This is a genomic window from Anaerosalibacter bizertensis, assembly GCF_009696605.1.
Lineage (GTDB): Bacteria > Bacillota > Clostridia > Tissierellales > Sporanaerobacteraceae > Anaerosalibacter > Anaerosalibacter bizertensis.
The window spans coordinates 94,273-118,644 of the sequence record NZ_VULR01000006.1; the positions used below are offsets into that span (position 1 = coordinate 94,273).

29 protein-coding genes are annotated in these 24,372 nt (G+C 30.6%); 25 read left to right on the forward strand and 4 right to left on the reverse strand.

Annotation, left to right across the window (positions count from 1 at the left end):
* Positions 1–85 precede the first annotated feature (85 nt).
* On the forward strand, positions 86–811 hold the full coding sequence (locus tag FYJ27_RS05805; protein WP_154483907.1) for a phosphatase: 726 nt from the start codon (positions 86–88) through the stop codon (positions 809–811).
* Positions 812–1,012: 201 nt separating this feature from the next.
* Here FYJ27_RS05805 and rocF read toward each other — a convergent pair whose 3' ends face one another.
* Positions 1,013–1,912 carry an arginase gene (gene rocF, locus FYJ27_RS05810; RefSeq protein ID WP_154483908.1) on the reverse strand — a complete coding sequence of 300 codons (900 nt, stop codon included), beginning with the start codon at positions 1,910–1,912 and terminating at the stop codon, positions 1,013–1,015.
* A gap of 289 nt (positions 1,913–2,201) precedes the next feature.
* Here rocF and FYJ27_RS05815 point away from each other — a divergent pair, with 289 nt between their 5' ends.
* The 17 genes from FYJ27_RS05815 (at position 2,202) to spoVAE (ending at position 15,087) form a co-directional block, all read left to right on the forward strand.
* A complete protein-coding gene (locus FYJ27_RS05815) occupies positions 2,202–3,560 on the forward strand; it encodes a YjiH family protein (RefSeq protein ID WP_154483909.1) in 1,359 nt (452 codons plus the stop codon).
* A 189-nt stretch (positions 3,561–3,749) separates the two neighbouring features.
* Entirely contained in the window at positions 3,750–5,105 is a 1,356-nt protein-coding gene (locus FYJ27_RS05820; protein ID WP_154483910.1) for a Na+/H+ antiporter NhaC family protein, read from the forward strand.
* Positions 5,106–5,151: 46 nt separating this feature from the next.
* Positions 5,152–6,390 (forward strand): metal-dependent hydrolase family protein, encoded by a 1,239-nt coding sequence (locus FYJ27_RS05825; protein ID WP_154483911.1) that lies wholly within the window; start codon positions 5,152–5,154, stop codon positions 6,388–6,390.
* A 212-nt stretch (positions 6,391–6,602) separates the two neighbouring features.
* Positions 6,603–7,475, forward strand: coding sequence for a cation diffusion facilitator family transporter (locus tag FYJ27_RS05830; protein WP_154483912.1), 873 nt, complete (start codon positions 6,603–6,605; stop codon positions 7,473–7,475).
* A gap of 87 nt (positions 7,476–7,562) precedes the next feature.
* Positions 7,563–7,751 (forward strand): ferredoxin, encoded by a 189-nt coding sequence (locus tag FYJ27_RS05835; protein WP_154483913.1) that lies wholly within the window; start codon positions 7,563–7,565, stop codon positions 7,749–7,751.
* Between the two features lie 129 nt (positions 7,752–7,880).
* The gene (locus FYJ27_RS05840; protein WP_154483914.1) at positions 7,881–8,678 is read left to right on the forward strand and encodes a hypothetical protein; all 798 of its coding nucleotides are present in this window, start codon (positions 7,881–7,883) and stop codon (positions 8,676–8,678) included.
* A 52-nt stretch (positions 8,679–8,730) separates the two neighbouring features.
* On the forward strand, positions 8,731–9,321 hold the full coding sequence (locus tag FYJ27_RS05845) for a hypothetical protein (protein ID WP_154483915.1): 591 nt from the start codon (positions 8,731–8,733) through the stop codon (positions 9,319–9,321).
* Positions 9,322–9,406: 85 nt separating this feature from the next.
* Positions 9,407–10,252 (forward strand): bifunctional 5,10-methylenetetrahydrofolate dehydrogenase/5,10-methenyltetrahydrofolate cyclohydrolase, encoded by an 846-nt coding sequence (locus FYJ27_RS05850; protein WP_154483916.1) that lies wholly within the window; start codon positions 9,407–9,409, stop codon positions 10,250–10,252.
* A 117-nt stretch (positions 10,253–10,369) separates the two neighbouring features.
* Complete coding sequence (gene spoIIAA, locus FYJ27_RS05855; protein ID WP_229775489.1) at positions 10,370–10,714, forward strand: anti-sigma F factor antagonist; 345 nt, start codon at positions 10,370–10,372, stop codon at positions 10,712–10,714.
* 6 nt (positions 10,715–10,720) lie between these two features.
* Positions 10,721–11,161 carry an anti-sigma F factor gene (gene spoIIAB, locus FYJ27_RS05860; protein ID WP_154483917.1) on the forward strand — a complete coding sequence of 147 codons (441 nt, stop codon included), beginning with the start codon at positions 10,721–10,723 and terminating at the stop codon, positions 11,159–11,161.
* Between the two features lie 5 nt (positions 11,162–11,166).
* On the forward strand, positions 11,167–11,928 hold the full coding sequence (gene sigF, locus FYJ27_RS05865) for an RNA polymerase sporulation sigma factor SigF (protein ID WP_154483918.1): 762 nt from the start codon (positions 11,167–11,169) through the stop codon (positions 11,926–11,928).
* 82 nt (positions 11,929–12,010) lie between these two features.
* Positions 12,011–12,184 carry a hypothetical protein gene (locus FYJ27_RS05870; protein ID WP_154483919.1) on the forward strand — a complete coding sequence of 58 codons (174 nt, stop codon included), beginning with the start codon at positions 12,011–12,013 and terminating at the stop codon, positions 12,182–12,184.
* Positions 12,168–12,803: a stage V sporulation protein AA gene (locus FYJ27_RS05875; RefSeq protein WP_154483920.1), complete on the forward strand. Its 636-nt coding sequence runs from the start codon at positions 12,168–12,170 to the stop codon at positions 12,801–12,803. The genes FYJ27_RS05870 and FYJ27_RS05875 overlap by 17 nt, the downstream gene beginning before the upstream one ends.
* Positions 12,804–12,814: 11 nt before the next feature.
* Positions 12,815–13,234: a stage V sporulation protein AB gene (locus FYJ27_RS05880; RefSeq protein WP_195839088.1), complete on the forward strand. Its 420-nt coding sequence runs from the start codon at positions 12,815–12,817 to the stop codon at positions 13,232–13,234.
* Positions 13,235–13,247: 13 nt separating this feature from the next.
* Positions 13,248–13,697 carry a stage V sporulation protein AC gene (spoVAC, locus tag FYJ27_RS05885; protein ID WP_154483922.1) on the forward strand — a complete coding sequence of 150 codons (450 nt, stop codon included), beginning with the start codon at positions 13,248–13,250 and terminating at the stop codon, positions 13,695–13,697.
* A 1-nt stretch (position 13,698) separates the two neighbouring features.
* Positions 13,699–14,718: a stage V sporulation protein AD gene (gene spoVAD / locus FYJ27_RS05890; protein WP_154483923.1), complete on the forward strand. Its 1,020-nt coding sequence runs from the start codon at positions 13,699–13,701 to the stop codon at positions 14,716–14,718.
* 12 nt (positions 14,719–14,730) lie between these two features.
* Positions 14,731–15,087, forward strand: coding sequence for a stage V sporulation protein AE (gene spoVAE / locus FYJ27_RS05895; RefSeq protein WP_154483924.1), 357 nt, complete (start codon positions 14,731–14,733; stop codon positions 15,085–15,087).
* A 38-nt stretch (positions 15,088–15,125) separates the two neighbouring features.
* On the opposite strand, the gene FYJ27_RS05900 is transcribed toward spoVAE, so the two are convergent.
* Positions 15,126–17,999 carry a penicillin-binding protein 1A gene (locus FYJ27_RS05900; RefSeq protein ID WP_154483925.1) on the reverse strand — a complete coding sequence of 958 codons (2,874 nt, stop codon included), beginning with the start codon at positions 17,997–17,999 and terminating at the stop codon, positions 15,126–15,128.
* Positions 18,000–18,170: 171 nt separating this feature from the next.
* Between FYJ27_RS05900 and yunB the strand changes: the two genes are divergently transcribed.
* The 6 genes from yunB to FYJ27_RS05930 all read left to right on the forward strand — a co-directional run bounded on the left by yunB (position 18,171) and on the right by FYJ27_RS05930 (position 22,585).
* Positions 18,171–18,815 (forward strand): sporulation protein YunB, encoded by a 645-nt coding sequence (gene yunB / locus FYJ27_RS05905; RefSeq protein WP_154483926.1) that lies wholly within the window; start codon positions 18,171–18,173, stop codon positions 18,813–18,815.
* A 56-nt stretch (positions 18,816–18,871) separates the two neighbouring features.
* Positions 18,872–20,161 (forward strand): GTPase HflX, encoded by a 1,290-nt coding sequence (gene hflX, locus FYJ27_RS05910; RefSeq protein ID WP_154483927.1) that lies wholly within the window; start codon positions 18,872–18,874, stop codon positions 20,159–20,161.
* A 9-nt stretch (positions 20,162–20,170) separates the two neighbouring features.
* Entirely contained in the window at positions 20,171–20,830 is a 660-nt protein-coding gene (locus FYJ27_RS05915; protein WP_154483928.1) for a HEAT repeat domain-containing protein, read from the forward strand.
* Positions 20,831–20,958: 128 nt separating this feature from the next.
* Complete coding sequence (locus tag FYJ27_RS05920; RefSeq protein WP_154483929.1) at positions 20,959–21,402, forward strand: NUDIX domain-containing protein; 444 nt, start codon at positions 20,959–20,961, stop codon at positions 21,400–21,402.
* Between the two features lie 82 nt (positions 21,403–21,484).
* Positions 21,485–22,132: a YigZ family protein gene (locus FYJ27_RS05925; protein ID WP_154483930.1), complete on the forward strand. Its 648-nt coding sequence runs from the start codon at positions 21,485–21,487 to the stop codon at positions 22,130–22,132.
* Positions 22,133–22,183: 51 nt separating this feature from the next.
* Positions 22,184–22,585 (forward strand): CoA-binding protein, encoded by a 402-nt coding sequence (locus FYJ27_RS05930; protein WP_154483931.1) that lies wholly within the window; start codon positions 22,184–22,186, stop codon positions 22,583–22,585.
* A gap of 10 nt (positions 22,586–22,595) precedes the next feature.
* On the opposite strand, the gene FYJ27_RS05935 is transcribed toward FYJ27_RS05930, so the two are convergent.
* Positions 22,596–22,946 carry a sulfite exporter TauE/SafE family protein gene (locus FYJ27_RS05935; RefSeq protein WP_154483932.1) on the reverse strand — a complete coding sequence of 117 codons (351 nt, stop codon included), beginning with the start codon at positions 22,944–22,946 and terminating at the stop codon, positions 22,596–22,598.
* Entirely contained in the window at positions 22,943–23,302 is a 360-nt protein-coding gene (locus FYJ27_RS05940) for a sulfite exporter TauE/SafE family protein (protein WP_154483933.1), read from the reverse strand. Before FYJ27_RS05940 ends, FYJ27_RS05935 begins: the two co-directional genes overlap by 4 nt.
* Before the next feature lie 120 nt (positions 23,303–23,422).
* Here FYJ27_RS05940 and cysK point away from each other — a divergent pair, with 120 nt between their 5' ends.
* Positions 23,423–24,340: a cysteine synthase A gene (cysK, locus tag FYJ27_RS05945; RefSeq protein WP_326831046.1), complete on the forward strand. Its 918-nt coding sequence runs from the start codon at positions 23,423–23,425 to the stop codon at positions 24,338–24,340.
* Positions 24,341–24,372: the final 32 nt, after the last annotated feature.

Consider the following 24,372-nt stretch of genomic DNA (forward strand, 5'->3'; position numbering starts at 1 on the left):
CAATAACAATTTTACCACATAATAAATAGAAAATCTTTAGATATGTTATAATTATATTTATTGATATAGAAAGGAGCAAGATTCGATGAAATTATTATTAGACGTGCACAATCATACTGTGTCAAGTGGTCATGCATATAGCACTGTTCAAGAAGTAGCTTTAGAAGCCTCTAAAAAAGGTTTAAAATATGTGGGGATAACAGATCATGGACCTAAGATGCCAGGAGGGCCTCATATTTTTCATATAGGTAATTTAAAAGTTATACCAGACAATATAGATGGGGTAGAGATACTTAAAGGTGTAGAAGCAAATATTTTAAATAAAGAAGGAGAAATGGATATACCAGAAAGACTATTGAAAGGATTAGATATAGTTATTGCTTCACTCCATGATGTATGTATGGAGCCATCTAATGTAGAAGAACATACAAAAGCCCTTTTAAATGCTATGGAAAATGAATATGTGGATATACTAGGTCATCCAGGGAATCCATCTTTTCCAATAGACAAAGAAAAAGTTGTATTGGCTGCTAAAAAAACCAATACTTTAGTTGAGATTAATAATAGTTCTTTTTCAAAGAGTAGGAAAGGTAGCTATGAAAATTGTCGTGAAATAGCCTTATTATGTAAAAAGCATAGGGTGCCAGTTATTGTAAATAGTGATAGCCATATTTCTTTCGATGTTGGAGTATTTGATGAGGCAATAAAGCTATTGGAAGATATTGAAATGCCAGAAGAATTAATTATCAATACTTCTACTGATAGATTTGTAGAATATTTAAAAAGCAAAGGTAAAGATAGATTTATTTAGGGAAATAGTTTCTCAAGTTAAGTTTTAAATTTGATTATCTGACTAAATATTTATGCAAAAAAGCTAATAAGAATTTCAAAATTCTTATTAGCTTTTTTATCTGAGACCTTTTAATATACTGTACTTCATAGTGGCATAGCAAATGACACACTATGTATAGTTATTCAATAATAGTATTTTTATACATTTTAGAGCAAAAAATTACCTTAATGTTTTAAATATATAGTTTATTAGTTCTATACAAAGATTAGATGTCATATCTTTATTATCAAGAATTGGATTTAATTCAACAAAGTCCATTGATTTTATAAGGCCTGTACTTAAAAATCCTTCAAGAAGTTTTTTTCCTTCTTCGAAACTAAAACCGTTGCTAACTGGAGTGCCTGTTCCAGGTACCAAACTTTTATCTAAAGCATCTATATCGAAGCTTAGATGAACTCCATCAATATTGCTAGATTTTATTTTATTTAATACTTCTTCTATAACTGTACTTATTCCCATTTTTCTAACAGTATCCATAGTGTATAGATTTAGATTTAAATCTTTGGCAAGTTTAACTTCTCCTTCGTCTAAATCTCTGGCTCCAATAATATATACATTTTCAGGTTTAACTTTTGGACCATCATAGTATACATTTGTTAATTCTGGTACTCCAACTCCTAGTGCTGCAGCTAGTGGCATACCATGGCTATTACCAGTTGGTGATGTTTCAGGAGTATTTATATCTCCATGAGCATCTATCCATATTACAGCTAAGTTTTCAAAATGTTTACTAGCACCTGAAATACTACCTAAACCTAAGGAATGATCTCCACCAACTACAAAAGGAAAGCTTTCTGAACATAGTGAGCTATATACTAAATGGGCAAGGTTATTATTTGTTTCTGCTACAGGTTTTAAATATTTGATATGTTCATGGTTAGCATATTTTTCTGATTCTGGAACACTAGGTATGAATAGATTCCCAAAATCATAAACTACATGATTTTGATTCTTTATTACTTCTACTAAATCTTTTTCTCTTAAGATTTTTGGACCATATTGGGCACCATTACGATCACAACCATACATAATAGGTACTGCTAACAGGTTTATATTCATTTTTATTCAAAAACCCCTTTCTGAAAATTGTTAATAAATATAATATTTTCATATATTTCATTATATCATTTAAAATTATAAGATAAAAGGAATAATATAAAAATATTATTTACAAATTATTTAATTCTAATTTTTTCATAAAAAGTAATTAATAAATATTTACAAAAGTGATTAAAAATTCTTAGAACTTGTGTTATAATGTAATAATTATTGGAGTATAAATATTAAATATACAGACTTACTATTAAAAATATTCTGTATATTTAAAAATGTTAAGGAGGATTAGATAATGGATACAGAGTTTAAAGATAGGTTTTCAATGGGAGACTATTTAAGATTTATTATACCGTCAATCATAGGTATATTATTATTTATGTTTCCATTTAAACATGAAGGTGAAACTACAATTGCAGTAGCTCTTTTTGCAAGTCTTCTTTCTGATTTAATAAAAGACCAGATACCATTGATTGTAACAACTATAATTTCTATTACGGCAATAGGTTCTATAATTTATAAAGTTTTCAAACCATCTTTTATAAAGGACAACAAAACATTAAAAGGTATTTTTGATGTAAATACATTTTGGCTTATTACTAGAGTAGTGGGTATGATATTTGCCATAATGGTGTTTTTTGATATAGGTCCTGAATGGGTTATTTCTGAAGATATAGGAGGACTAATATTATATGATCTTTTAATTACATTGTTTACAATATTTTTATTTGCTGGATTTCTTCTTCCATTCCTAACCGACTTTGGACTTTTAGAGTTTGTTGGAACCCTTGTAACCAAGTTTATGAGACCTATATTTTTATTGCCTGGTCGTTCTTCTATTGACTGTATAGCTTCATGGGTAGGGGATGGAACTATTGGAGTAACTCTTACAAATAAACAATATGAAGAAGGATATTATACTCAAAGAGAGGCTTCAGTAGTAGCTACAACTTTTTCAGCTGTATCTATTACATTTTCTTTAGTAGTACTTTCTCAAGTAGGTTTGGGACATTTATTTGGACATTATTATTTAACTATTATAATAATAGGGATAGTTGCTGGTATCATTGTTCCGCGTATTCCGCCACTATCTAGAAAACCTGATTCTTATTATGGTGGAGCCCAAAAAAAGTCAACAGAAGAAATTCCCGAAGGTTGTACTTCAGTTAGTTGGGGGACCAATTTAGCCCTTATTAAGGCTAGAGACAGTGGAGATGTAAAGCAATTTATTAAGAATGGTATGGCAACTGTATTGGATATGTGGTTAGGTGTTATGCCTGTAATAATGGCTTTTGGAACATTGGCTTTAATAATAGCTGAAGCAACCCCTATATTCCAATGGTTAGGTATGCCATTTATACCTCTGTTAAAGCTTTTTAGAATTCCCTATGCAGTAGAAGCATCTCAAACTATGATTATTGGATTTGCTGATATGTTTTTACCTTCTGTTATTGGTTCAAATATTCCTAGTGATTTAACTAGATTTGTTATAGCTGGTGTTTCAGTATCTCAACTTATTTATCTATCAGAAGTAGGTGCTGTAATACTAGGTTCAAAAATACCAGTATCTCTAGGTGAAATGTTCATTATATTTATAGAAAGAACATTGATAGCATTGCCTATAATGGCAATTGCAGGTCATATTTTATTTTAAATATATAAATATGATTAATAAGGTTAGATTATGTATATGTACTAAAGCATCTGATTTATATATAAATCAGATGCTTTAGTATTTTATGGAGTTTACTATAAAAAGATTATTAAAATACAAAGTTGAATAAATAATAAATATAGAATACAATTACAATGTGAAAAAAACATATTATATGGAGGGACATAAATGTATGAATCGAAATCAAAAAGTAGTGGTAAAGCACTTATTCCTTTTCTGATCTTTGTAGTGGTTTACTTAGCAAGTGGTATAATTCTTCAAGCTAAAGGGGTAGAGATGGCTTTTTATCAATTACCTGGACCAGTAGCAGTACTGGTAGGGATAATTATAGCATTTATTATGTTTAAGGGTTCTGTTGATGAAAAATTTGGAACTTTGGTACAAGGTTGTGGCGATGAAAATATAATTATTATGTGTATTATTTATTTATTGGCTGGAGCTTTTTCATCAGTTTCTGAGGCAATAGGTGGAGTAGATGCTACAGTAAATTTAGGACTTACACTTATTCCAGCTAAATATGCTACAGCAGGTATTTTTATAATTGCAGGTTTTATATCTATATCTACGGGAACTTCTGTAGGAACTATAGTAGCTATAGGGCCAATTGCCGTAGGATTAGCTGAAAAAGCAGGTTTGAATTTATCATTAGTTATAGCTGCCCTTATAGGAGGAGCTATGTTTGGTGATAATTTATCGATAATATCTGATACAACCATAGCAGCAACAAGAACCCAAGGAGTTGAGATGAGGGATAAATTTAGATTGAATATTAGAATTGCACTACCAGCAGCTATAATTACAATAATTTTATTGTTAATTTTTGGACAACCAACTACTGTCTCAGAAGTTGGGGATTATTCATTTAATATAATTAAGGTATTGCCATATCTATTTGTATTAGTGGCAGCATTGGCAGGAGTCAATGTGTTTATTGTTTTAACAGGGGGAATTATTTTTTCTGGGATCATCGGTATAGCCTATAGGGAACTAGGAATATTAACCTTTGCTCAGGAGATTTTCAGCGGATTTGAGGGAATGTTTGATATATTTTTATTATCTATGTTAACAGGTGGTTTAGCTTTTATGGTTACAAAAGAAGGTGGGCTACAGTGGATTCTTGAAAAAATTCAAGGAAGAATTAAAGGTAAGAAAACTGCAGAAGTAGGTATTGCAGCCCTAATTAGTTTAATAGATGCTGCTACAGCTAATAACACAGTAGCAATAATAATATCAGGACCTATTGTAAAAGAAATTTCAAAAACATATAAGGTAGATCCTAGAAGAACCGCTTCATTATTAGATGCTTTTTCTTGTGTAATGCAGGGGATGATTCCTTATGGAGCACAGCTATTAATAGCTGCTAGTTTCACTAAAGGTTTAGTAAGTCCAATAGAAATAATACCTCTCTTATGGTATCAACAATTATTGGCGTTAGCTGCCATAATATCAATATTTATACCATATGCAGATGGTATAATTAAAAGAGAACCTTGGGATTTTACAGATGACAAGAGAGTGGTATAATATGTTATAATACCTTTGTATTATTAAAGCTTAAAGGAGGGGTTATATGACAAAAATTGGTTTTAAAGGCGGAATGCTTATTGATGGTACAGGAAAGGAACCTGTTGAAAATTCTTTGGTATTGGTTGAAGATGGCAAGATCAAATATGCAGGAGAAGAAATACATATAGATTCAGATTATGAAATCGTGGATATATCTGGAATGACAATTATGCCTGGACTTATTGATACCCATGTTCATTTTGGTGGTGCCCTAAGCCCTTCAGATGTAGATTGGGTCCTTGAACCAGTTTTACAAAAAGCGGTTGTATCTGTTTCTCAAGGAGAAGCTTGTTTAGAACATGGTCTTACTACTGTAGGGGATATTTCAAGAAATGGAACTTACTTAAGGGATATGATTGAGAAGGGAATTGTTAAAGGACCAAGAACTATTACTTGTGGATTAGGTCTTTCTAGAACTAGTGGCCATGGTGATACCCATTCGCTACCTTTTGATTATGTTCAAGAATCCCATCCTTGGGCTATATGTGTAGATGGTAGGGAAAATTTACGTAATGCAGTGAGAAGAATTATTAGAACTAATCCAGATATGATTAAGATTTGGGCTACAGGTGGAGGAGTATGGAGATTAGAAAGAAAAACTGATCAACACTACAGTTTTGAAGAGATCCAAGTAGTAGTGGAAGAAGCAAACTATGTAGGACTTCCTGTAAGAGCTCATTGTGAAAGTTTAGAGGGGGCAAAGGATTGCTGTAAAGCTGGAGTATATAGTATTGAACATGGACAAGAACTAGATGAAGAATGTCTTCAAATGATGGTAGAAAAGGATATTACTTTAGTTCCGACTATGCAATTTTTCTATGAATGGTTTACTGAATATGAACCACCATATAGGCCTATATTGGATAAATTTCCTGGAGAAACTATTGCAGAAAAAGAATTGAACCGTACAATAGCTAATTTTCAAGCTGCAAAAGATGCAGGAATTAGAATAGTAGTAGGTTCTGATTCTTTCTGTAGCCAGCTTACACCTTATGGTGAATATAGTTTGAAGGAAATATATGCTATAAATAAGGCTGGACTATCACCTATGGAAACCATAGTAGCTGCAACTAAAAGTGGTGCAGATATGCTTCAAGTATTAGATATTACAGGCACTTTAGAAGAAGGAAAATATGCTGATTTAATAGTACTTGAGAAAAATCCATTAGATAATATAGAAAATATTAATAAAGAAAATATGGCTATAATAATGAAAGAAGGAAATTTTGTAAAGAGAATATAATTGATTAAAATAATTTAAATTGGTTAAAAAGATAAGGGAAAGAAAAAATCTTTCACTTATCTTTTTTTGTATTGGATATAATAGTTATTATCAATTGATAAAGCTTGTTATTTGGCTAAAATAGTAGACTTTTGGACTTATTGGGTATATAATATTATCAATTGAATATAATTGATAATATTAATGGAAGATATTATTTTGGAGGTAATAATATGGATAATTATAAATTAGGATTTAAAGTGTCTGTTATTACTATAATTATTAATGTAGTTTTATCAGCAATTAAGATATTTGCAGGAATTATAGGAAAGAGTAATGCGATGTTTGCAGATGGTGTCCATACTTTATCCGATGTACTAACTACTTTTGTAGTACTACTAGGTTTGAAAGTTTCATCAAAAGAAGCTGACGAAAACCATCCATATGGGCACGAAAAATACGAGCCTATTTTTGCAAAGCTTTTAAGTATCCTACTTTTACTAACAGGGGTTTATATTGGTTATGAAAGTGTGAAAGTTTTAATAAGTGGTAATATTAAAACACCTGGCTTAATAGCTTTGGTAGCTGCTTTAGTTTCAATTGTTTCTAAAGAGGCTATGTACTGGTATACTGTAAAGACGGCAAAGAAAATAAAAAGTTTATCTTTAGAGGCAGATGCTTGGCATCACAGGTCAGATGTGCTATCATCTATAGGTACTTTTGTAGGTATTTTGGGAGCTAGAATGGGTATTAAGGTGTTAGACCCTATAGCTGGAATAGTTGTTAGTATTTTTGTTGTAAAAGTAGGGGTGGAACTATATCTAAAAGCTACGAGGGAATTGGTAGATGAAGCAGCAGATGATGAGACTATTGAAAAAATCAAAAGTTTAATTTTTTCTGTAAAAGGTGTAGAAGAGATCAGGGATTTAAAGACTAGAGTATTTGGAAATAAAATATTTGTTGATATAGAGATTGCTGTAAATGGTTCTATTTCTGTAAAAGAAGGTCATGATATAGCTGAAGAAGTTCATGATATTATTGAAAATAGTGTAGAAAGTGTGAAGCATTGTATGGTTCATGTGGAACCTAAAAAAACTCAAGATTAACTTCTTGAGTTTTTTATTATGCTATATATTAAAAAAATATGGGTATCTTATTGAGTGAAGAATAAAAATAAAAAGGAGGTCTTTAAAATGAAAGCATATGTAGATAAAGATACCTGTATTGGCTGTGGATTATGTCCAAGTATATGTCCAGAGGTTTTTGAAATGGACGATGATGGAAAAGCAGTAGCATATAATGAGGATGTTTCTGAAGGACTAGTAGATAGTGCTAAAGAAGCCGAGGAGTCATGTCCAGTAGCTGCTATAACAGTTGAATAGCTTTTAAATTAAAATACATAGCTAGAATTTTAGCTATGTATTTTCACCTCTTGATACTAGATGTAATATGTAATATAATATTCACTGTAATAATATTAATATTATATGTAAAAATAGAAGGATGTGTTTGTGGTGGGGTGTATTAGAAGGTATTGCACTGCAGTTATAGTTTTAATAGGAATGTTGGCAACCACAAGTTTTGCTAGTGCTGGGGGGCATTTGCAAGATACTGAGCCTATAAAAGAGGAAACAATAAATATGATAAAAGAGAAGAAAGATATATTTAGGGAAAAAAGAAAATCTAAGGATAAAAAAAGAAATATTTTGAAGACAAAGGAAGGAAAAAAAGCTTACAAGGTTATAAGTGAAACATTCTTATTAGATAAAGCTAGTGCAGAAGGAAGAGTTGTAGATGAATTAGAATCAGGAGAAATTATATATCTTATAAATAGTCATGGAGGATATGGACTATTTATAACTAAAAATTCTAATAAAGGCTTTGTAAAACTTGATGAAGTAAATGAAGAATCGGAAGAACTAATAAATATAACTACCGGTGTTTCAAAAGTTACTAAGACCATATTTAATGAAGATGAATCTTATTATAGACTTGTGAAAGGCGATAATGTATTGATTAAAGACTATGATGAAGATGAAAAAGAATACATAATTGTAGATAAGTTTGGAAAAGAATTCAAATTGTCCTCAGAAGATATTGCTTTAAATGGTAATCCAGCTATAGCTTCAAGAGATAGGGCTTTAAATAGAAGCTCTAATTCAAAAGAAACTGTAGATAAATTAAATTTTAAAATCGTTGATATATTGTATCGTAATACTTTAGTAGAAGATAAAATTCAAAATGTAAATTCCATGAACATAATAAATAAAAATATAATTAATAGAGGAATGACAATTAATATTGATTAGCTCAAATTTTGGGCTAATCTTTTCTATATTCTTATAAAGAGGGGGAATCAAAATGAAAGAGGGTATTACTAAGAAAGAGAAGATTGCTAGAATTATTAGTGTTTTAACAGTTGTACCAATAGTTGCTTTTTCCACAATTACTTTACTGTACATTAAATTTAAGAAAGAGTTTATAAGTCCTTTATGGTATTTTCACTCTATATTATTTCTAACTATATTACCTATATCTGCTTATCCATTAAAATATATATTGCCAAAGTATAAAAATGCGGGAAGAGATGGGGAAAGGAAACTTGCATTTATTTTAGCGGTATCAGGTTATATTATAGGAAGTCTTCTTGTTTTATTACTTAGAGGTCCTCTTATTGTTAAAAAAATATTTGCTGCCTATGTTGCTTCGGGAGTACTTTTGGCTTTTGTAAATAAAATTTTAAAATTTAAAGCCAGTGGACATGCTTGTGGAGTGTCAGGACCTATTACTCTTTTGTATCATTTCTTAGGCAAACCCATTCTTTTCTTGTATTTAATTATGCCCTTAATATTTTGGTCAAGAATAAATTTGAAAAGACATACATATAAAGAATTAGTAGCAGGAACTTTAGTGGGGATATTTTCTACTCTATTAGGGTTATGGTTGCTATAAATATACACTGGTTTTAACTTGTTTTTTCCATATTATATGATAAAATTATTTAAGTGCAACCAAAATTATTATAAGGGGGATTTTTATGGCTAATATACTAAAAGGTAAGGAAGTTGTAAAAAAAGTTAAGGAGTCTATGAAGAGGGATGTGAAAGATCTAAATAATAGAGGTATTACTCCTACTTTAGCCATAATTAGATTAGGAGAAAATCCAGACGATATAGCATATGAAAGAAGCATACTTAAAAATTGTGATGGTGTAGGAATAGAGGGAGAGGTTTATGAAAAAGATGAAAATATTTCTACAGAAGATTTGATTTCTTTAATAGAAGAACTAAATACAGATAATAATGTTCATGGTATTTTAATATTTAGACCATTACCAAAACATATAGATGAAGATATAATAGCTAAAACTATTAGTCCTTTAAAAGATGTAGATTGTATGAATCCATTGAACTTAGAGAAAATATTCGAAGGAAATATGGAAGGTTTTGCTCCATGTACTCCAAAAGCAGCAGTGATGATTATGGATCATTATAATATACCTTTAGAAGGGGCTCATGTAGTGATTATAAATAGGAGTATGGTAGTAGGTAGGCCACTATCAATGATGCTCTTAGGTAAAAACTCTACTGTAACTATTTGCCATTCTAAAACTAAAGATTTAAAAGGTTTTACTAACAGTGCAGATGTTGTAGTAACTGCATTGGGCAGACCAAAGTATGTAACTGATGAATATTTTAATGAGAAAAGTGTTGTGATAGATGTGGGAATAAGTTTTGATGAAAATGGAAAAATGGCAGGAGATGTAGATTTTGACAATGTATCTTCAAAGGTTGAAGCTATTACACCAGTTCCAGGAGGAGTAGGAAGCTTGACTACATCTATTTTACTAAGCCATGTAATCCTTGCGGCGAAGAGTCTTTAAAAAAGACTCTTTTTTTCTTTTTTATACAAAACTAGTCAATTTTCTTTGAAGGAAAATATAGATAGGATATAGAATAGAAGAGTGGATAGAAGAATATGTAGCATGGGAGGGATAAATTTGAGGTTAATATTAGATACAATTGATGAAAATCTAATAGTTAAATTTAAGGGGGAATTAGATCATCACACTACAGAAGAAGCTAGAAATAAAATTGATATGTGGTATTTTGAAAAAAGGAAAAAAAATATAATATTTGATTTAAGAGAATTGAATTTTATGGATAGTTCAGGTATTGGACTTATAATGGGAAGATATAAAACTTGTAAGGAAAATGGAGGAGAAGTCTTTATAGTTAGTTCCAATTCTAATGTAGAGAGAATTTTACGTATGTCAGGAATTTATAAGATAATAAGGGTCTATCCAACAGTTGACTCTATATTAGAAAATAGTTTAGAGGGGTGATAGTTGATGAAAAATACAAATTATATGAAATTAGAGTTTGCTAGCAAATCTACTAATGAAGCTTTTGCAAGGGTAGTAGTGGCTGCCTTTGCTTCCCAATTGGATCCTACTATAGAAGAAATATCGGATATAAAAACTGCAGTTTCTGAAGCAGTAACAAACTCTATAATACATGGATATGAAAATGTTGAAGGAATGGTAACTATAGAAAGTAGAATAGTTGATAATGAAATAGAGATAATAATTAAAGATGATGGAAAGGGTATTGATGATTTAGAAAAAGCTTTGGAACCTTTTTATACATCTAAACCAGAGTTAGAAAGATCGGGGATGGGTTTTACAGTAATGGAGACTTTTATGGACAAATTAGAAGTAGTATCTGAGCCAGGGAAAGGGACTAAGGTAAGAATGATAAAAAAGTTTAAAAGCCTTCCTAATAAGGAGTAGATGCTATGACTAGGGTGGATAACAATGAAAAAGGACTTTTAAGTCACGAAGAAACTATGAAGTTTATAAAAGAGGCTCAAAAAGGTAGTGAAGAAGCAAAAGATATATTAGTTAATAAAAATATAGGTCTTGTAAGAAGCGTATTAAAAGGTTTTACCAATAGAGGTTATGATACTGAAGATTTATTTCAAATAGGATGTATAGGGCTTTTAAAGGCTATAGACAAATTTGATACAAGTTATAATGTTAAATTCTCTACATATGCTGTTCCAATGATCATAGGAGAGATAAAGAGATTTTTAAGGGATGATGGAATTATAAAGGTGAGCAGGTCTTTGAAGCAGACTACAATAAGGGTAAGAACTGCTTCCGAAAAGTTGGCTAAAGAATTGGGAAGAGAAGCTACAATACAAGAAATAGCTGATGAAATAGGTATGGATAAAGAAGATGTAGTAGTAGCTTTAGACTCTAACTATCAACCTGATTATTTACATGATATAATCCATGAAAGTGATGGTTCACCTCTTTTCTTAATAGACAAAATAAGCTCAGATGAACATGATGAAAAGGATATTATTGAAAAAATTATTTTAAAAGAAATGTTAAGTAAGTTAAAACCTAGGGATAGACAAATAATTGTAATGCGCTATTTTAAAGATAAAACCCAGGTTGAGGTGGCTAAAATGTTGGGTATATCCCAGGTTCAAGTATCTAGAATAGAAAAGAGAATATTGAAGGATATGAGAGGAATGTTAGCAGAGGCATGAAATCATGCCTTTATTTTTTTGAATTAAAAAAAAATAAATGTAAATAATAAAGGTGAAGAATAAAAGAAATAGGAGTGATTTAATGGAGAAAAAACCTAGAAAGGTTTTAATATTAGCTTTAGTACTTATAATCTCTTTCTCTATTGGGATAATATTATATCAGAACAATAATAAATCTAATAAGACCATTCCTAAAAAAGCAAAATTTGTAGATAATATTAGTTATTATACAAATTGGGGTGAGAACCATAGATAAAGATCAAGCTTATATAAAATTAGAGTCTAGATATACTGTTAAACCAAATAGTGATGTTTATTTAACCGATGTAGCTGAAATATATTGTAACAATCCAAGTGTACAAAAATTTTTAGAGTCTCTTAAAGTATATAAATCTAAAAATGAAGAAATATATGAATTTGTATCTACTATAGATATTTTAAGTAAAATTGAAAATCAAAGGGACAATATAGATGTAATAATGGTTGGAGAACCTGAAGTATTAATTGAAGTAAAAAAATCAGAGGAAAAGAGTAAAATATTTGAATACTTTAAAGTATTAGTAGTCTGCTTAGTTTTATTTTTTGGAGCAGGATTGGCTATTATATATTTTCACGAAGATGTGAATATGCAAAAATGTATGGAAAAAATTTTCTATATTATTACAGGAGAATATCAGAAAAATCCTTTGATTGTACTTATACCATATTCTTTAGGTATAGGCATAGGTATTGGTGCTTTTTTTAGTCCTGTATTTAGTGTTAAATCTAAACGAAAAGAGCCAGGACCATTAGAAGTTGAGATGGATCAATATAATAAAGAACTAGATGAATATATTATTGAAAAAATAAAAAACACAAATAAACCTCTTAAATAGGTGGTGGTATGTTGTTAAGGGTTTTATTAGCTTTTATAGGTTTATCAACAGGAATAGTAGTAGGAAATGCAGCAGGAGCTTTTATTGCTTTGCTAGGTGTAGTACCAAGATTAGCTCAGATAAGCGATACAGATGAAAAAATACCTTTATATGAGTGGATTTTGATTTTATCAATGACAATGTTTAGTTTTATATTTTTTTCTGATTTTTCTTTTAAATTTAATAAGTATTTATCCATTATATCAGGATTGTTTTTTGGTACTTTTGTAGGGTTATTTGCTTCTGCATTGGCAGAAGTTTTAAATGTAATCCCAGTTTTATCTAGAAAAATGGAAATAACTGAGTACATACCTTTTTTAATTATTTCAATATTATTAGGAAAGGTATCAGCTTCACTATTAAATTGGTTGGTATTAGTAAGTTACAAATAGAGAGGAGAATATTATGGATAGATTAAATAAAAAGGAATATGAAAAATATGCAGATAAGAAGATTCCAAAACCTACATATTTTAAAAATATATTTTGGGCTTTTGTTGTAGGTGGATTGATATGTACAATAGGGCAGTTAATTAGAAATTGGCTTTTTTCAAGGGGATTAAATGAAAAACAGGTAGCTGCAGGAACTTCTATAACATTAGTGTTTATTGGTTCTTTCTTAACTGGTATTGGAGTTTATGATAGACTAGGTAAGGTTGCAGGTGCAGGTTCAGCAGTACCTATTACTGGATTTGCCAATTCTATAGTATCCCCAGCTATGGAGCATAAAAGGGAAGGCTATATTTTTGGAGTAGCAGCTAAGATGTTTATAATAGCAGGACCAGTTTTGGTATATGGAGTAGGAAGTTCTATTTTAGTTGGGATAGTTTATCTATTGTTTGGAGGTGGAAGATAATATGGGATTAAAGAGGGTTGGAAATCAGACAGTGAAACTTGAAAATCCTCCATCTATTATTAGTACAGCTAGTATTGTAGGACCTAAAGAAGGTGAGGGACCTTTAAAAGAGTACTTTGATATGATTTTAGAAGATGATCTTTGGGGGACAGAATCTTGGGAAAAATGTGAGAGCAAATTGCAGGAAGAAACAGTAAGGATGGCTTTAACTAATGCAGCATTGTCAGAAAGTGATATGAATTATCTTTTTTCCGGGGATTTGTTAAATCAAATTATTTCATCTTCCTATTGTGCTAGACAACTAGGCATACCTTATTTTGGTCTCTATGGTGCATGCTCTACTATGGCTGAGTCATTGAGCTTAGGAGCTATGACTATAGATGGTGGATTTGCAGAAAAGGTTGCCTGTGTAACTTCTAGCCATTTTAGTTCAGCAGAAAGACAATTTCGCTATCCTCTAGAATTTGGGAACCAGAGACCTTTTTCTGCACAATGGACTGTTACTGGTGCTGGTGCTGCTATATTATCTTCTTCAGGAGAGGGACCTTTCATTACATATGTAACTACAGGAAAGGTTATTGATCCGGGAATAAAGGATGCAAATAATATGGGAGCAGCTATGGCACCTGCAGCAGTAGATACTATTTCAAATCATTTTAGAGATACAGGGTATAATCCAGATGATTATGATTTAATAATAACTGGAGATCTAGGTTCTGTAGGTAAATCAATAGCCTCTGATCTAATGAAAGAAGAAGGATATGATATATCAGAAGTATTTAATGATAGTGGAGTTAAAATATTTTATCATGAAGAACAGGACACCCACTCTGGAGGAAGTGGATGTGGCTGTTCAGCGGTAGTGTTTGCTGGCTATGTATATAAGGAGCTTTTGAAAGGAAGTTTAAATAGGGTTCTTTTAATCTCTACAGGTGCTCTTCATTCTTCTATTAGTACCCAGCAGGGTGAATCTATACCAGGCATAGCACATGCAGTAACTATAAGCAATTCAATAGAGTAGAGGAGGCTAAAAATGGATTATCTTAAAGCTTTTATAATTGGTGGGATTATATGTGTTATAGGACAAATTTTAATGGATACTACTAAATTGACTCCTGCTCATATTCTAGTAATATTTGTTACATCTGGAGTTATACTTACAGCAGTAGGTATATATGAACCTTTAATTAAATATGCTGAAGCAGGAGCCTCCGTACCTTTGCCAGGATTTGGATATGCTCTTTGTAAGGGGGCTATTGAAGGTGTAAAGAAGAATGGTCTTATAGGAGCTTTTACTGGAGGATTGGAAGCTACTGCTGGAGGTATAGCAGGAGCAATTATATTTGGATATATTATGTCTGTAGTATCAAATCCTAAAACAAAAGACTAAGGAAATTTCCTTAGTCTTTTGTTTTAGGATTATATTATTTAGTTCTCGTTGTCTCCTGATTCAGGCTTATCATTTTCTCCAGGTTTTCTATCTCCTTTTCCAGGGTCTGAAGGTTTTTCATTAGGATCTTCTGGTTCTTCAGGTTTTTCAGGTGGAGTTGTTACATTATCATCTTTCTTATCTTCATTTTTTTCATCTTCATCTTTATCTTTATCTTTATCCTTATCTTCTTCCTCATTATCTTCAGGTTCTTCTTCCAACTCCTCATCTTCCTCGTCTTCAGGCTCTTCTTCTGGAATACCTATGTGAGCGCTACAGATTTCACCAGGAACTGTTCCCTGTACAAATATTTCTGTTATAGTAGTACCAGAACATGATGGACCAGGTAATTTTCCAGATTGAGTACATATCTGAGCACTTACAATACCTTCTGGCCTATCAAAACTTTTATTTTGCAATCCTTCATGGGCTTTGGTCATTGTATTTCTCCATAGACTAGAAGCCATAGAGCTTCCTTGATTCAATCTAATTGCAGGAGAGTCATTACCTATCCATACTGCTGATACATAATATGGTGTATATCCAACAAACCAAGCGTCTGCATTTTCTTGAGTAGTACCTGTTTTACCAGCTGTAGTCATATTAGGAATAGCTGCTCTTTTTGCTGTACCATTTGATACAGTAGTTCTTAAAATGTCGGTCATTATATAGGCTACTTGTGGAGATACTACTTTATTTTTCTTTGGTTGATTGTCTATTAATATATTTCCATTTCTATCTAATATCTTAGTGAAAGCTATAGGTTCTATATAGGTTCCATTGTTTGCAATAGATCCATAGGCAGCTGTCATTTCTAATGGAGTAAGGCCTTTTGTCATACCACCAAGACCTAAAGCTGCAAGGTTTTCATCATTACTATTTTTATTTTCACTGCGAGATACAAAATTATCATCTTCAGGCTTATCTTTATTAACAATTCCCATTCTAGATAGATATTCTATAGAGGTATCTATACCAATGGATTCTAAAGCTTTAACAGAGTTAACATTTATAGATTGTTCTACAGATTTTCTAACTGGAGTAGGTCCCCAATATCCTTTATACCAGTTAGTTGGCCACAATCTACCAGCTCCATCATAATGAGGAGCATCATCAATAGCAGTAGCTGCAGTAAATCCATTATCTAATGCTGGTAAATATACAGCAATAGGCTTTATAGATGAACCAGGTTGTCTAGGAGAAGATGTAGCCCTATTTAATAGTTTATTACCTTGAATATCTCTTCCGCCTACTAATGCTTTTATTTGACCATTGTGATGATCCATGATTACTGTAGCAGATTGAGGTTGAACAACCCCTTCATTACTTCTAAAGAAATAATTATTAGCTATAATTAAATTACCATTCCCATCTATTGAATAAAAATCTTTATTTTCAGCTAAAAAATTCTTAGAAATGATTATTTCTTTATTTTCTCCAATGCTGTATGCATCTTCGCTAATGGCTAAAGAACCTACTGTATGAGTAACTAAATTTCTCTTGTCATTAATAGTATAATAATCAGCAATATCAATACTTTTTGTATAAGGATTAAATTTCTTATTGTTGATTATTAAATTATCATTTTCAAGTTGAAAAGTACCTTTTTCAATTTTTAGATTGAAGTTTTCGTCAAATAAATTTTCTTGATTATAATATATGATGTTATTTCTATCATCTCTAATATTTCTATTTCCGTCTAAAGACCAGCTTATTAGTACAGGTTTTCCTGATCCACCTGGATTTCCAAATAGTATCTCTGTAAAGTTTCTATATACTTCCTCTATTTTATGTTGCATTTCTATATCCATAGTAGAATAAATTTTCAAACCACCAGTGTATAATTCTTTTTCTGCTTCTTCTTTTGTATAGCCAAGCTTTTCAACTAGGGCATCAATGGCTTGAGATTTAACAAAATCATTAAAATAGGAAGAAATACCTTTTATCTTCTTTTCTCCAGGTTTTAAGTCTTTTTTAACATCTTCATTTAGGGCTTGATTGTATTCTTCATTTGAAATATAACCTAATTCTTTCATTTTCATAAGCACTACTTTTTGACGTTTTACAGCTTCTTCGTTATATACAGCAATATACTTTTCACCTAATATATCAATTTGTCCAACTTCAATATTGCTATTGCTATCGAAGTTTTCAGGTTTAACTGTTTTATAAGGTGGATATTTTGATGGACTTTTGACTATTCCTGCAAGAAGAGCACTTTCTGCAACAGTCAAGTCCTCTACATCTTTTGAAAAATAAGTTTGTGAAGCTTCTTGTACACCATAAGCTCCTTGGCCTAGATATATCCTATTTAAATATGCTTCAAGTATTTGATCTTTTGTAAGAGCTTTTTCTAATTGGAGTGCTATATAAGCTTCTTTTATTTTTCTGTCTAACTTTTTTTCATTAGTTAGATAGAGATTTCTAGCTAGCTGTTGAGTTATAGTACTAGCACCTCTTACTGTAGATTTTGCTCGAATATTATCTACAACAGCACTCATAATACCTTTTGGATCTACTCCCATATGCTTTTCAAATCTTTCATCTTCAATGGAAACAAATGCATCTTGTAAATGTTTAGGTATTTTTTCTAGATCTACAATTGTTCTATATTCTTCTGTTTGAATTTTTTCTATGACCTTTCCATTTTCATCTAAGATGAAAGAAGTTTGATTTAGTAGTGCTTCTATATTTGAAGGTTCTATATCTGGTGCATCTTTCGCAATAGCTATCACAATGCCAGTTACAGCACCGATTGATACTACTACAGCTATTAGTAAAACTAATAAAAATATTTTAAATTTACTTCTTTTCTTGGTTGTTTCTTTTTTGCTTTTTTCATTTTTTGTTCTTCTTTTATTGCTTTCTGACATTAAAATACCTCCTTAAATGGGAAAAAAGGTAAAATAATAAGTTAATTATAACATATAAATTATTCCTTGTTAACTTATAGTATTTTACTATAATCATTATAATATATTTTTACTATAAATACACACTTTAAACTATCAATATGCATATATTATATATGAGGGGGGCTTTTTTTGAAACATTTTTTTAAAAGAAATAAACATATTATATGGATAGTTTTAGTAGTTTTCATTGGAATATACATATTTAGATATATTGACAAAAATATTAAACCTACACTAGTAGCTATATCAGAAATTAAAGCAAAAGCTATAGCTAATCAAGTGATAAATGATTCTGTTAATTTGAAAATAAATGATGATATAGATTATAAAGATTTAATATTTGTTAGATATGATGATAATGGAAGGGTTACTTTGATGCAAGCAAATACTATAATTATGAACGATATATCTTCAGAAGTTGCTTCAGAAGTTCAAAAACAATTGGAAAAAGTTTCAGAATCAGAAGTAGATGTACCACTAAGAAATGCATTTGATACACAACTTTTAAAATTACCTAGTATCAATATGAAAATGGTACCTGAAGGAACAGTTTATGTAGATTTTGCAACTGAATTTCAAGAATCAGGTATCAATCAAACTAGACATAGGATTTATTTAATTGTAGAGGCTAATATTAAAATTATTGTACCTTTGGTTTCAGAAGAAGTTAAAATTAGCACTAATGTACCAATTGCAGAAACCATAATAATAGGTGACGTCCCAGATCAATATATAAATGTTCCAAGGGATGAAGTACTTAGAGTAGTTAAATAATGTGAAAAGAAACAAAATATATAGTATAATATTATAAAGAATATATGGATGGTGATATGGTGATTTTAACTGAAGAGTCAAAAGAGAGAATATTGGTTGTCGGAATAGATTTAGGAGAAAAGGATTTTGATATAGAGGATTCTATGAAAGAATTGGAAGAGCTTGTGGAGGCAGCTAATGGTCAAGTGATAGAAAGAATTGTTCAAAGAAGAGAAAAAATCAATGCAGCTTACTATATAGGAAAAGGAAAGGCAAATGAGATAAAAAATTATTGTTATGAACTAAATATAGATACTGTAGTATTCAATGATGAGCTTTCACCGGCTCAAATAAAAAATCTAGAGAATATAATAGAAAGAAAGATAATAGATAGAACCAATTTAATTTTAGATATATTTGCTAAAAGGGCAAGTTCTAAAGAAGGACAACTTCAAGTAGAATTAGCTCAACTTAAGTATAGACTTCCTAGACTTGTAGGCCTCAGAGATTATCTATCTAGAGAAGGTGGAGGTATAGGTACTAGAGGTCCTGGAGAACAAAAGTTAGAAACGGATAGACGCCATATTTTAAGGGAAATTGACAATATTGAAAAACAATTAAAAGATATAAAAAGGACTAGAGATGTAAAAAGGAAAAGAAGAGAAAAAACTCAACTTCCTATAGTAGCGTTAGTAGGCTATACAAATGCAGGTAAATCTACACTTTTAAATAAAATAATTGAACTAAATGAAAATTATGATGAAGGGAAAAAAGTATTCGTATATGATATGCTTTTTGCCACATTAGATACATCCCTTAGAAAAGGTAGATTACCTAATGGTCAGTCTTTTTTGATAACTGATACAGTAGGTTTTGTTAGCAAACTTCCTACTGATTTAGTAGAGGCTTTCAAAGGTACTTTAGAAGAGGTAAAGTATGCAGATTTACTCCTTCATGTAGTGGATGCTTCAAACAAAAATTTAGATCTTCAAATGGCAACAACTTACAATATATTGAAAGATTTAAAAGTAATAGATAAACCAATTATTACAGTATTTAATAAAATGGATAAAGTAGAAGATAGACAATTAATATATGATACTAAATATGTTGATAAAAAAATATTTACATCTGCAAAGAATGGAAAAAATATAGATAAACTGTTGGATATGATACAAGAAAATCTACCTATAAATTATATAGATACTACCTTAGTTATTCCATATGATAAACAAGATGTATTATCCCATATATTGGATAATTACAATGTGGAATATATTGAACATAAGGAAGAAGGCACAGAGATAAAGGTGGAACTAAGTAGTATTGATTATGAAAAGTATTTTAATTACATTAAAAACAGGTGATATATTGTGATGGAAAGAACTCTTTGGAAAGATATTTCTAAAATTGAAGATTATTTTATAACTTATTTATTATACAAAGAGGGCAAACCTATAGAAAGTATTGCCCTCATAAGAAGAATGTCTAAACAAGAAGTTGAAAAGGATATTATAAAAAGTAAAATATTTTTGTCAAAGGATTCAAAAAAAGAAATTAGAGAAGATAGGTTGGTAAAGATCATAAGCTTACCTAAAAAAGATAGGATTTTGTATTTAAAGGATATAAAAGAAGAAGAAAAGAATAAATTGTCTGATGAAATATACAATAGATATATTAAATTTAAAAATCAAGAGGATAGAATTATACTTATCTGGCTTATAGGTGAGCTTAATGAAGAAAGATTTCTTCCCTTTTTAAGAATGGAACTGAGAAGTAAAAATGTAAACTATAGAAGGTTAGCTTGCTCTGCACTAGGTAAGATGGGGAATAAAGGAGCAAAACCTTGGCTCGAAGCAACTTTAAAAGATGAAAATCCCCAAGTGAGACAATATGCAGTAAAAGCTTTATCAGAAATTGGAGATTCCCATACTTTAGAATTGTTAAGAGAAGTTGTTTTAACAGATGAAAAAGAATATGTAAAAAGGGCAGCTAAACAATCTATTAAAGAAATAAAAAATAAATTGAAAAATTAGGATTAATAATAAAAGTATTACATAAGATATATTAAGAAGGCTTTTAGGAAAAGTATTTTCAGAAAAATGTTGAAATTCAATTAAATCTAATGTATCATTAAATATAAGAGAAAGGGAGGTTGATGCCAATGATAATAAGAAAATGTGCTGGCGGTATAGTTTTCCACAATAATAAGGTGTTTATTTTAAAAAATGATAAAGGTCACTGGGTATTACCAAAAGGGAAAATTCGTAACGGTTCTCTAGCAGTGGAGACGGCCCTAAAGCGTGTAAAGGTTGAAGGGGGCGTTGAAGGAACAATAATTTCTACTGCAGGAGAAACTAGTTACGAATTTTATTCTTTATCGAGAAAACAACCTGTGTACAATTTTATCACTTGGTACATTATGGAGTCTCAATCTGATGTATTTAAAATAAACAGAGATTTAGGCTTCCAAGATGGAGGTTTCTTCCCTATTGAAGAGGCTATGGAAAAAATAACTCATAATCAAGATAAATCACTTGTAAACCTTTCCTTTAAAAAATATTTAGAAATAAAAGAAATGGATGAAATTAAAGAAGTTTATGTCTAAGGGTAGCTTGCTACCCTTAATTTTTTTGAAATTAATGATATAATTGGTAGTATATAAGGACAATACAGGAAAGGTGATAAGTATGAAAACTAGATATAGAACTATATATAAAATGGGTGAAGATGAAATTTTAATAAAGAAGTCTAGATTTATTGGATATGCAATGCCTGTTGAAACAGAAGATGAAGCTATAAAATTTATTGAAGAAATTAAAACTAAACATAGAGATGCAACCCATAATGTCTATGCCTATGTTTTAGGAGAGGATAATAATATTCAAAGATATAGTGATGACGGGGAACCTAGTGGCACTGCAGGAATACCAGCTTTAGAAGTTATAAAAAAAGAAGATTTAAGGAATGTGGCTGTAGTAGTTACTAGATATTTTGGTGGTAAGAAATTAGGGACTGGAGGACTTATAAGAGCATATACAAAAGGTGCTAAGATTGGTTTGGAAGCTGGAGTTATAATAGATAAAATACTTTTTAGAAAAGTGAAAGTCAGGATTGATTATACCCTTTATGGTATGGTAGAAAACTATTTAATCAATAAAGGAATATACATAGAAGATACTATTTTTGACGATGCAGTCAATCTTATACTTTATATTGAATATGAGAAAGACGAAAAATTTAGAGATACTATACGAGAATTAACAAATGGAACTGGTATTATTGATGATATTGGAGAAGAATACCTTTCTATAAGTGATGGAAAAATATTAAAGTAGTTTAAGATTAAATATACATAGACGGGGTACTTATATAATGGAGGTGTAAATATGGATAAGATGAACGCATATAAAGAAGAAATGTTGAATAAAAAGGTTTGGGCTGTAGTAGGCGCAACTCCTAATGAAGAAAAATTTGGATATAAAATTTGGGAAATACTTAAAAAACATAATTATGAAACTTACGGAGTAAATCCTAAATATGATGAGATAAAAGGGAATAAGGTATATAGTAGTTTGAAGGATATTCCGGTTAAACCTGATGTTATAGATTTTGTAGTTCCACCAAAAGTGACTACTACATTTTTTGAAGAGGCTAAAGAATTAGGGATAGAATATCTATGGTTTCAACCAGGAACTTTTGATGAAGATGTGATTAAAAAAGCAGAAGAAATGGGATTTAAAATATTGTATCATGATTGTGTATTAGCTACATTGAAAGGAAGGGAATAGGCATTTAAGCCTATTCTTTTTTTATGAATAACTCACTTATTCCTATGCATAATAATAATATACTAAATAGTTTTTTTAGAATATTAGGGTTTATTTTAACGGCTATAGAAGAACCGATTAAGGCTCCTATTATTCCTCCAATTATTATTAAAAATGCTAGTTTAAATTCAATATTTTTATTTATGTAGTGGACAATTAAAGCTACTATAGATATAGGAATAAATACTATTAAATTAATACCTTGAGTTTGCTTTTGAGTTAGCTGGGTAAATAAAATTAAGGAAGGTATAAGTATAGTACCTCCACCAATACCCATACCACTTACTATACCTGAAAAAAATCCAATTATAAATAATTTCATTTTATCAACATCCTAATGGCAGCAAATATAATAAAAGAGCCAAATATTTTTCTGAGAATATTTACAGGAACTTTATTTAGAAGTTTTGCACCTATAAAACTTCCAAGCATACCACCTAAGGCAACAATAAATGCAATGTCTAGTTTTACTATATTATGCCTATAATATATTAGGACACTTACAATGCTTAAAGGGAGTATTATGGATATAGCAGTAGCATGAGCCTTGTGATCATCTACATTTAACAAAAACACTAATGCAGGAACTACTAGAGTACCTCCACCAGAACCAAAAAGGCCATTTACTAGACCAGCAGCCAATCCTATACCAAGTATTTTAAATTGTTTTTTATCCATGATTATCTCCTTTGTAATTTTATGTTATAATATTTTGTAGTTAAAGTATCACTATAGTTAATTTTTCCTAAACAATAGTGCCTTATTCAATATAGGCAACTTTAATGGAGGTGTTTTTTAGTGAAAATCGGTAATAGTATAATAGATCTCATAGGAAAAACTCCTATGCTTAAAATAAACAATATAATGAAAGAATCTTGGTCAGATGTATTTTTAAAATTAGAATACTTTAATCCAGCAGGTAGTATAAAGGATAGACCAGCCCTTTATATGATAGAAGAAGCAGAAAAAAGAGGAGAGTTAAAAAAAGGTTCTGTAATTGTAGAGCCTACTAGTGGAAATACAGGTATTGGATTAGCCATGGTAGGAGCAGCTAAAGGTTATAAAGTGATTTTAGTTATGCCAGATACTATGAGTTCTGAAAGAAGGAGCCTGTTAAAGGCTTATGGTGCAGAGTTGATTTTAACTCCTGGAGCTAAAGGAATGCAAGGCTCTATTGATAAAGCAGAAGAATTAGTAAAGAATAACGACAACTATTTCTTACCTTATCAATTTAAAAATACAGACAATCCAAAATCCCATGAAGAAACTACAGCACTAGAAATATTGGAACAAATGGATGGAGATATAGATGTATTTATATCTGGAATTGGGACTGGTGGGACTGTAACTGGTGTTGGAAAGGTTTTAAAAAACGAGATACCCGATATAAAGATAATTGGAGTCGAACCAGCTTCTTCACCAATATTATCAGGAGGAGAAGCTGGACCACATAAAATCCAAGGAATAGGAGCTAATTTCATTCCAGAAATATTGGACTTAGATCTATTGGATAAAGTGGAGGTAGTGGAAGATGAAGAAGCTATAGAAATGACTAGAAAATTGGCTCGAAGAGAAGGTGTGTTGCTAGGAATTTCATCTGGTGCAGCAGCTTTTGCAGCTTTAAAATGGGCAGAAAAACTGGGCAAAGGCAAAAGGATAGTAGCTATAGCTCCAGATTCAGGAGAAAGATATTTAAGTACTAAAATATTTGAATAAATTTAAAATAATTATGGATAATGGAGGTACTC

Excerpts from the sequence above, each read along its gene's own strand:
- FYJ27_RS05805 (WP_154483907.1), top strand. The coding sequence starts at position 86 with ATGAAATTATTATTAGACGTGCACAATCATACTGTGTCAAGTGGTCAT.
- rocF (WP_154483908.1), bottom strand. The coding sequence starts at position 1,912 with ATGAATATAAACCTGTTAGCAGTACCTATTATGTATGGTTGTGATCGT.
- FYJ27_RS05815 (WP_154483909.1), top strand. The coding sequence starts at position 2,202 with ATGGATACAGAGTTTAAAGATAGGTTTTCAATGGGAGACTATTTAAGA.
- FYJ27_RS05820 (WP_154483910.1), top strand. The coding sequence starts at position 3,750 with ATGTATGAATCGAAATCAAAAAGTAGTGGTAAAGCACTTATTCCTTTT.
- FYJ27_RS05825 (WP_154483911.1), top strand. The coding sequence starts at position 5,152 with ATGACAAAAATTGGTTTTAAAGGCGGAATGCTTATTGATGGTACAGGA.
- FYJ27_RS05830 (WP_154483912.1), top strand. The coding sequence starts at position 6,603 with ATGGATAATTATAAATTAGGATTTAAAGTGTCTGTTATTACTATAATT.
- FYJ27_RS05835 (WP_154483913.1), top strand. The coding sequence starts at position 7,563 with ATGAAAGCATATGTAGATAAAGATACCTGTATTGGCTGTGGATTATGT.
- FYJ27_RS05845 (WP_154483915.1), top strand. The coding sequence starts at position 8,731 with ATGAAAGAGGGTATTACTAAGAAAGAGAAGATTGCTAGAATTATTAGT.
- FYJ27_RS05850 (WP_154483916.1), top strand. The coding sequence starts at position 9,407 with ATGGCTAATATACTAAAAGGTAAGGAAGTTGTAAAAAAAGTTAAGGAG.
- spoIIAB (WP_154483917.1), top strand. The coding sequence starts at position 10,721 with ATGAAAAATACAAATTATATGAAATTAGAGTTTGCTAGCAAATCTACT.
- sigF (WP_154483918.1), top strand. The coding sequence starts at position 11,167 with ATGACTAGGGTGGATAACAATGAAAAAGGACTTTTAAGTCACGAAGAA.
- FYJ27_RS05870 (WP_154483919.1), top strand. The coding sequence starts at position 12,011 with ATGGAGAAAAAACCTAGAAAGGTTTTAATATTAGCTTTAGTACTTATA.
- spoVAC (WP_154483922.1), top strand. The coding sequence starts at position 13,248 with ATGGATAGATTAAATAAAAAGGAATATGAAAAATATGCAGATAAGAAG.
- spoVAD (WP_154483923.1), top strand. The coding sequence starts at position 13,699 with ATGGGATTAAAGAGGGTTGGAAATCAGACAGTGAAACTTGAAAATCCT.
- spoVAE (WP_154483924.1), top strand. The coding sequence starts at position 14,731 with ATGGATTATCTTAAAGCTTTTATAATTGGTGGGATTATATGTGTTATA.
- FYJ27_RS05900 (WP_154483925.1), bottom strand. The coding sequence starts at position 17,999 with ATGTCAGAAAGCAATAAAAGAAGAACAAAAAATGAAAAAAGCAAAAAA.
- hflX (WP_154483927.1), top strand. The coding sequence starts at position 18,872 with ATGGTGATTTTAACTGAAGAGTCAAAAGAGAGAATATTGGTTGTCGGA.
- FYJ27_RS05915 (WP_154483928.1), top strand. The coding sequence starts at position 20,171 with ATGGAAAGAACTCTTTGGAAAGATATTTCTAAAATTGAAGATTATTTT.
- FYJ27_RS05920 (WP_154483929.1), top strand. The coding sequence starts at position 20,959 with ATGATAATAAGAAAATGTGCTGGCGGTATAGTTTTCCACAATAATAAG.
- FYJ27_RS05925 (WP_154483930.1), top strand. The coding sequence starts at position 21,485 with ATGAAAACTAGATATAGAACTATATATAAAATGGGTGAAGATGAAATT.
- FYJ27_RS05930 (WP_154483931.1), top strand. The coding sequence starts at position 22,184 with ATGGATAAGATGAACGCATATAAAGAAGAAATGTTGAATAAAAAGGTT.
- FYJ27_RS05935 (WP_154483932.1), bottom strand. The coding sequence starts at position 22,946 with ATGAAATTATTTATAATTGGATTTTTTTCAGGTATAGTAAGTGGTATG.
- FYJ27_RS05940 (WP_154483933.1), bottom strand. The coding sequence starts at position 23,302 with ATGGATAAAAAACAATTTAAAATACTTGGTATAGGATTGGCTGCTGGT.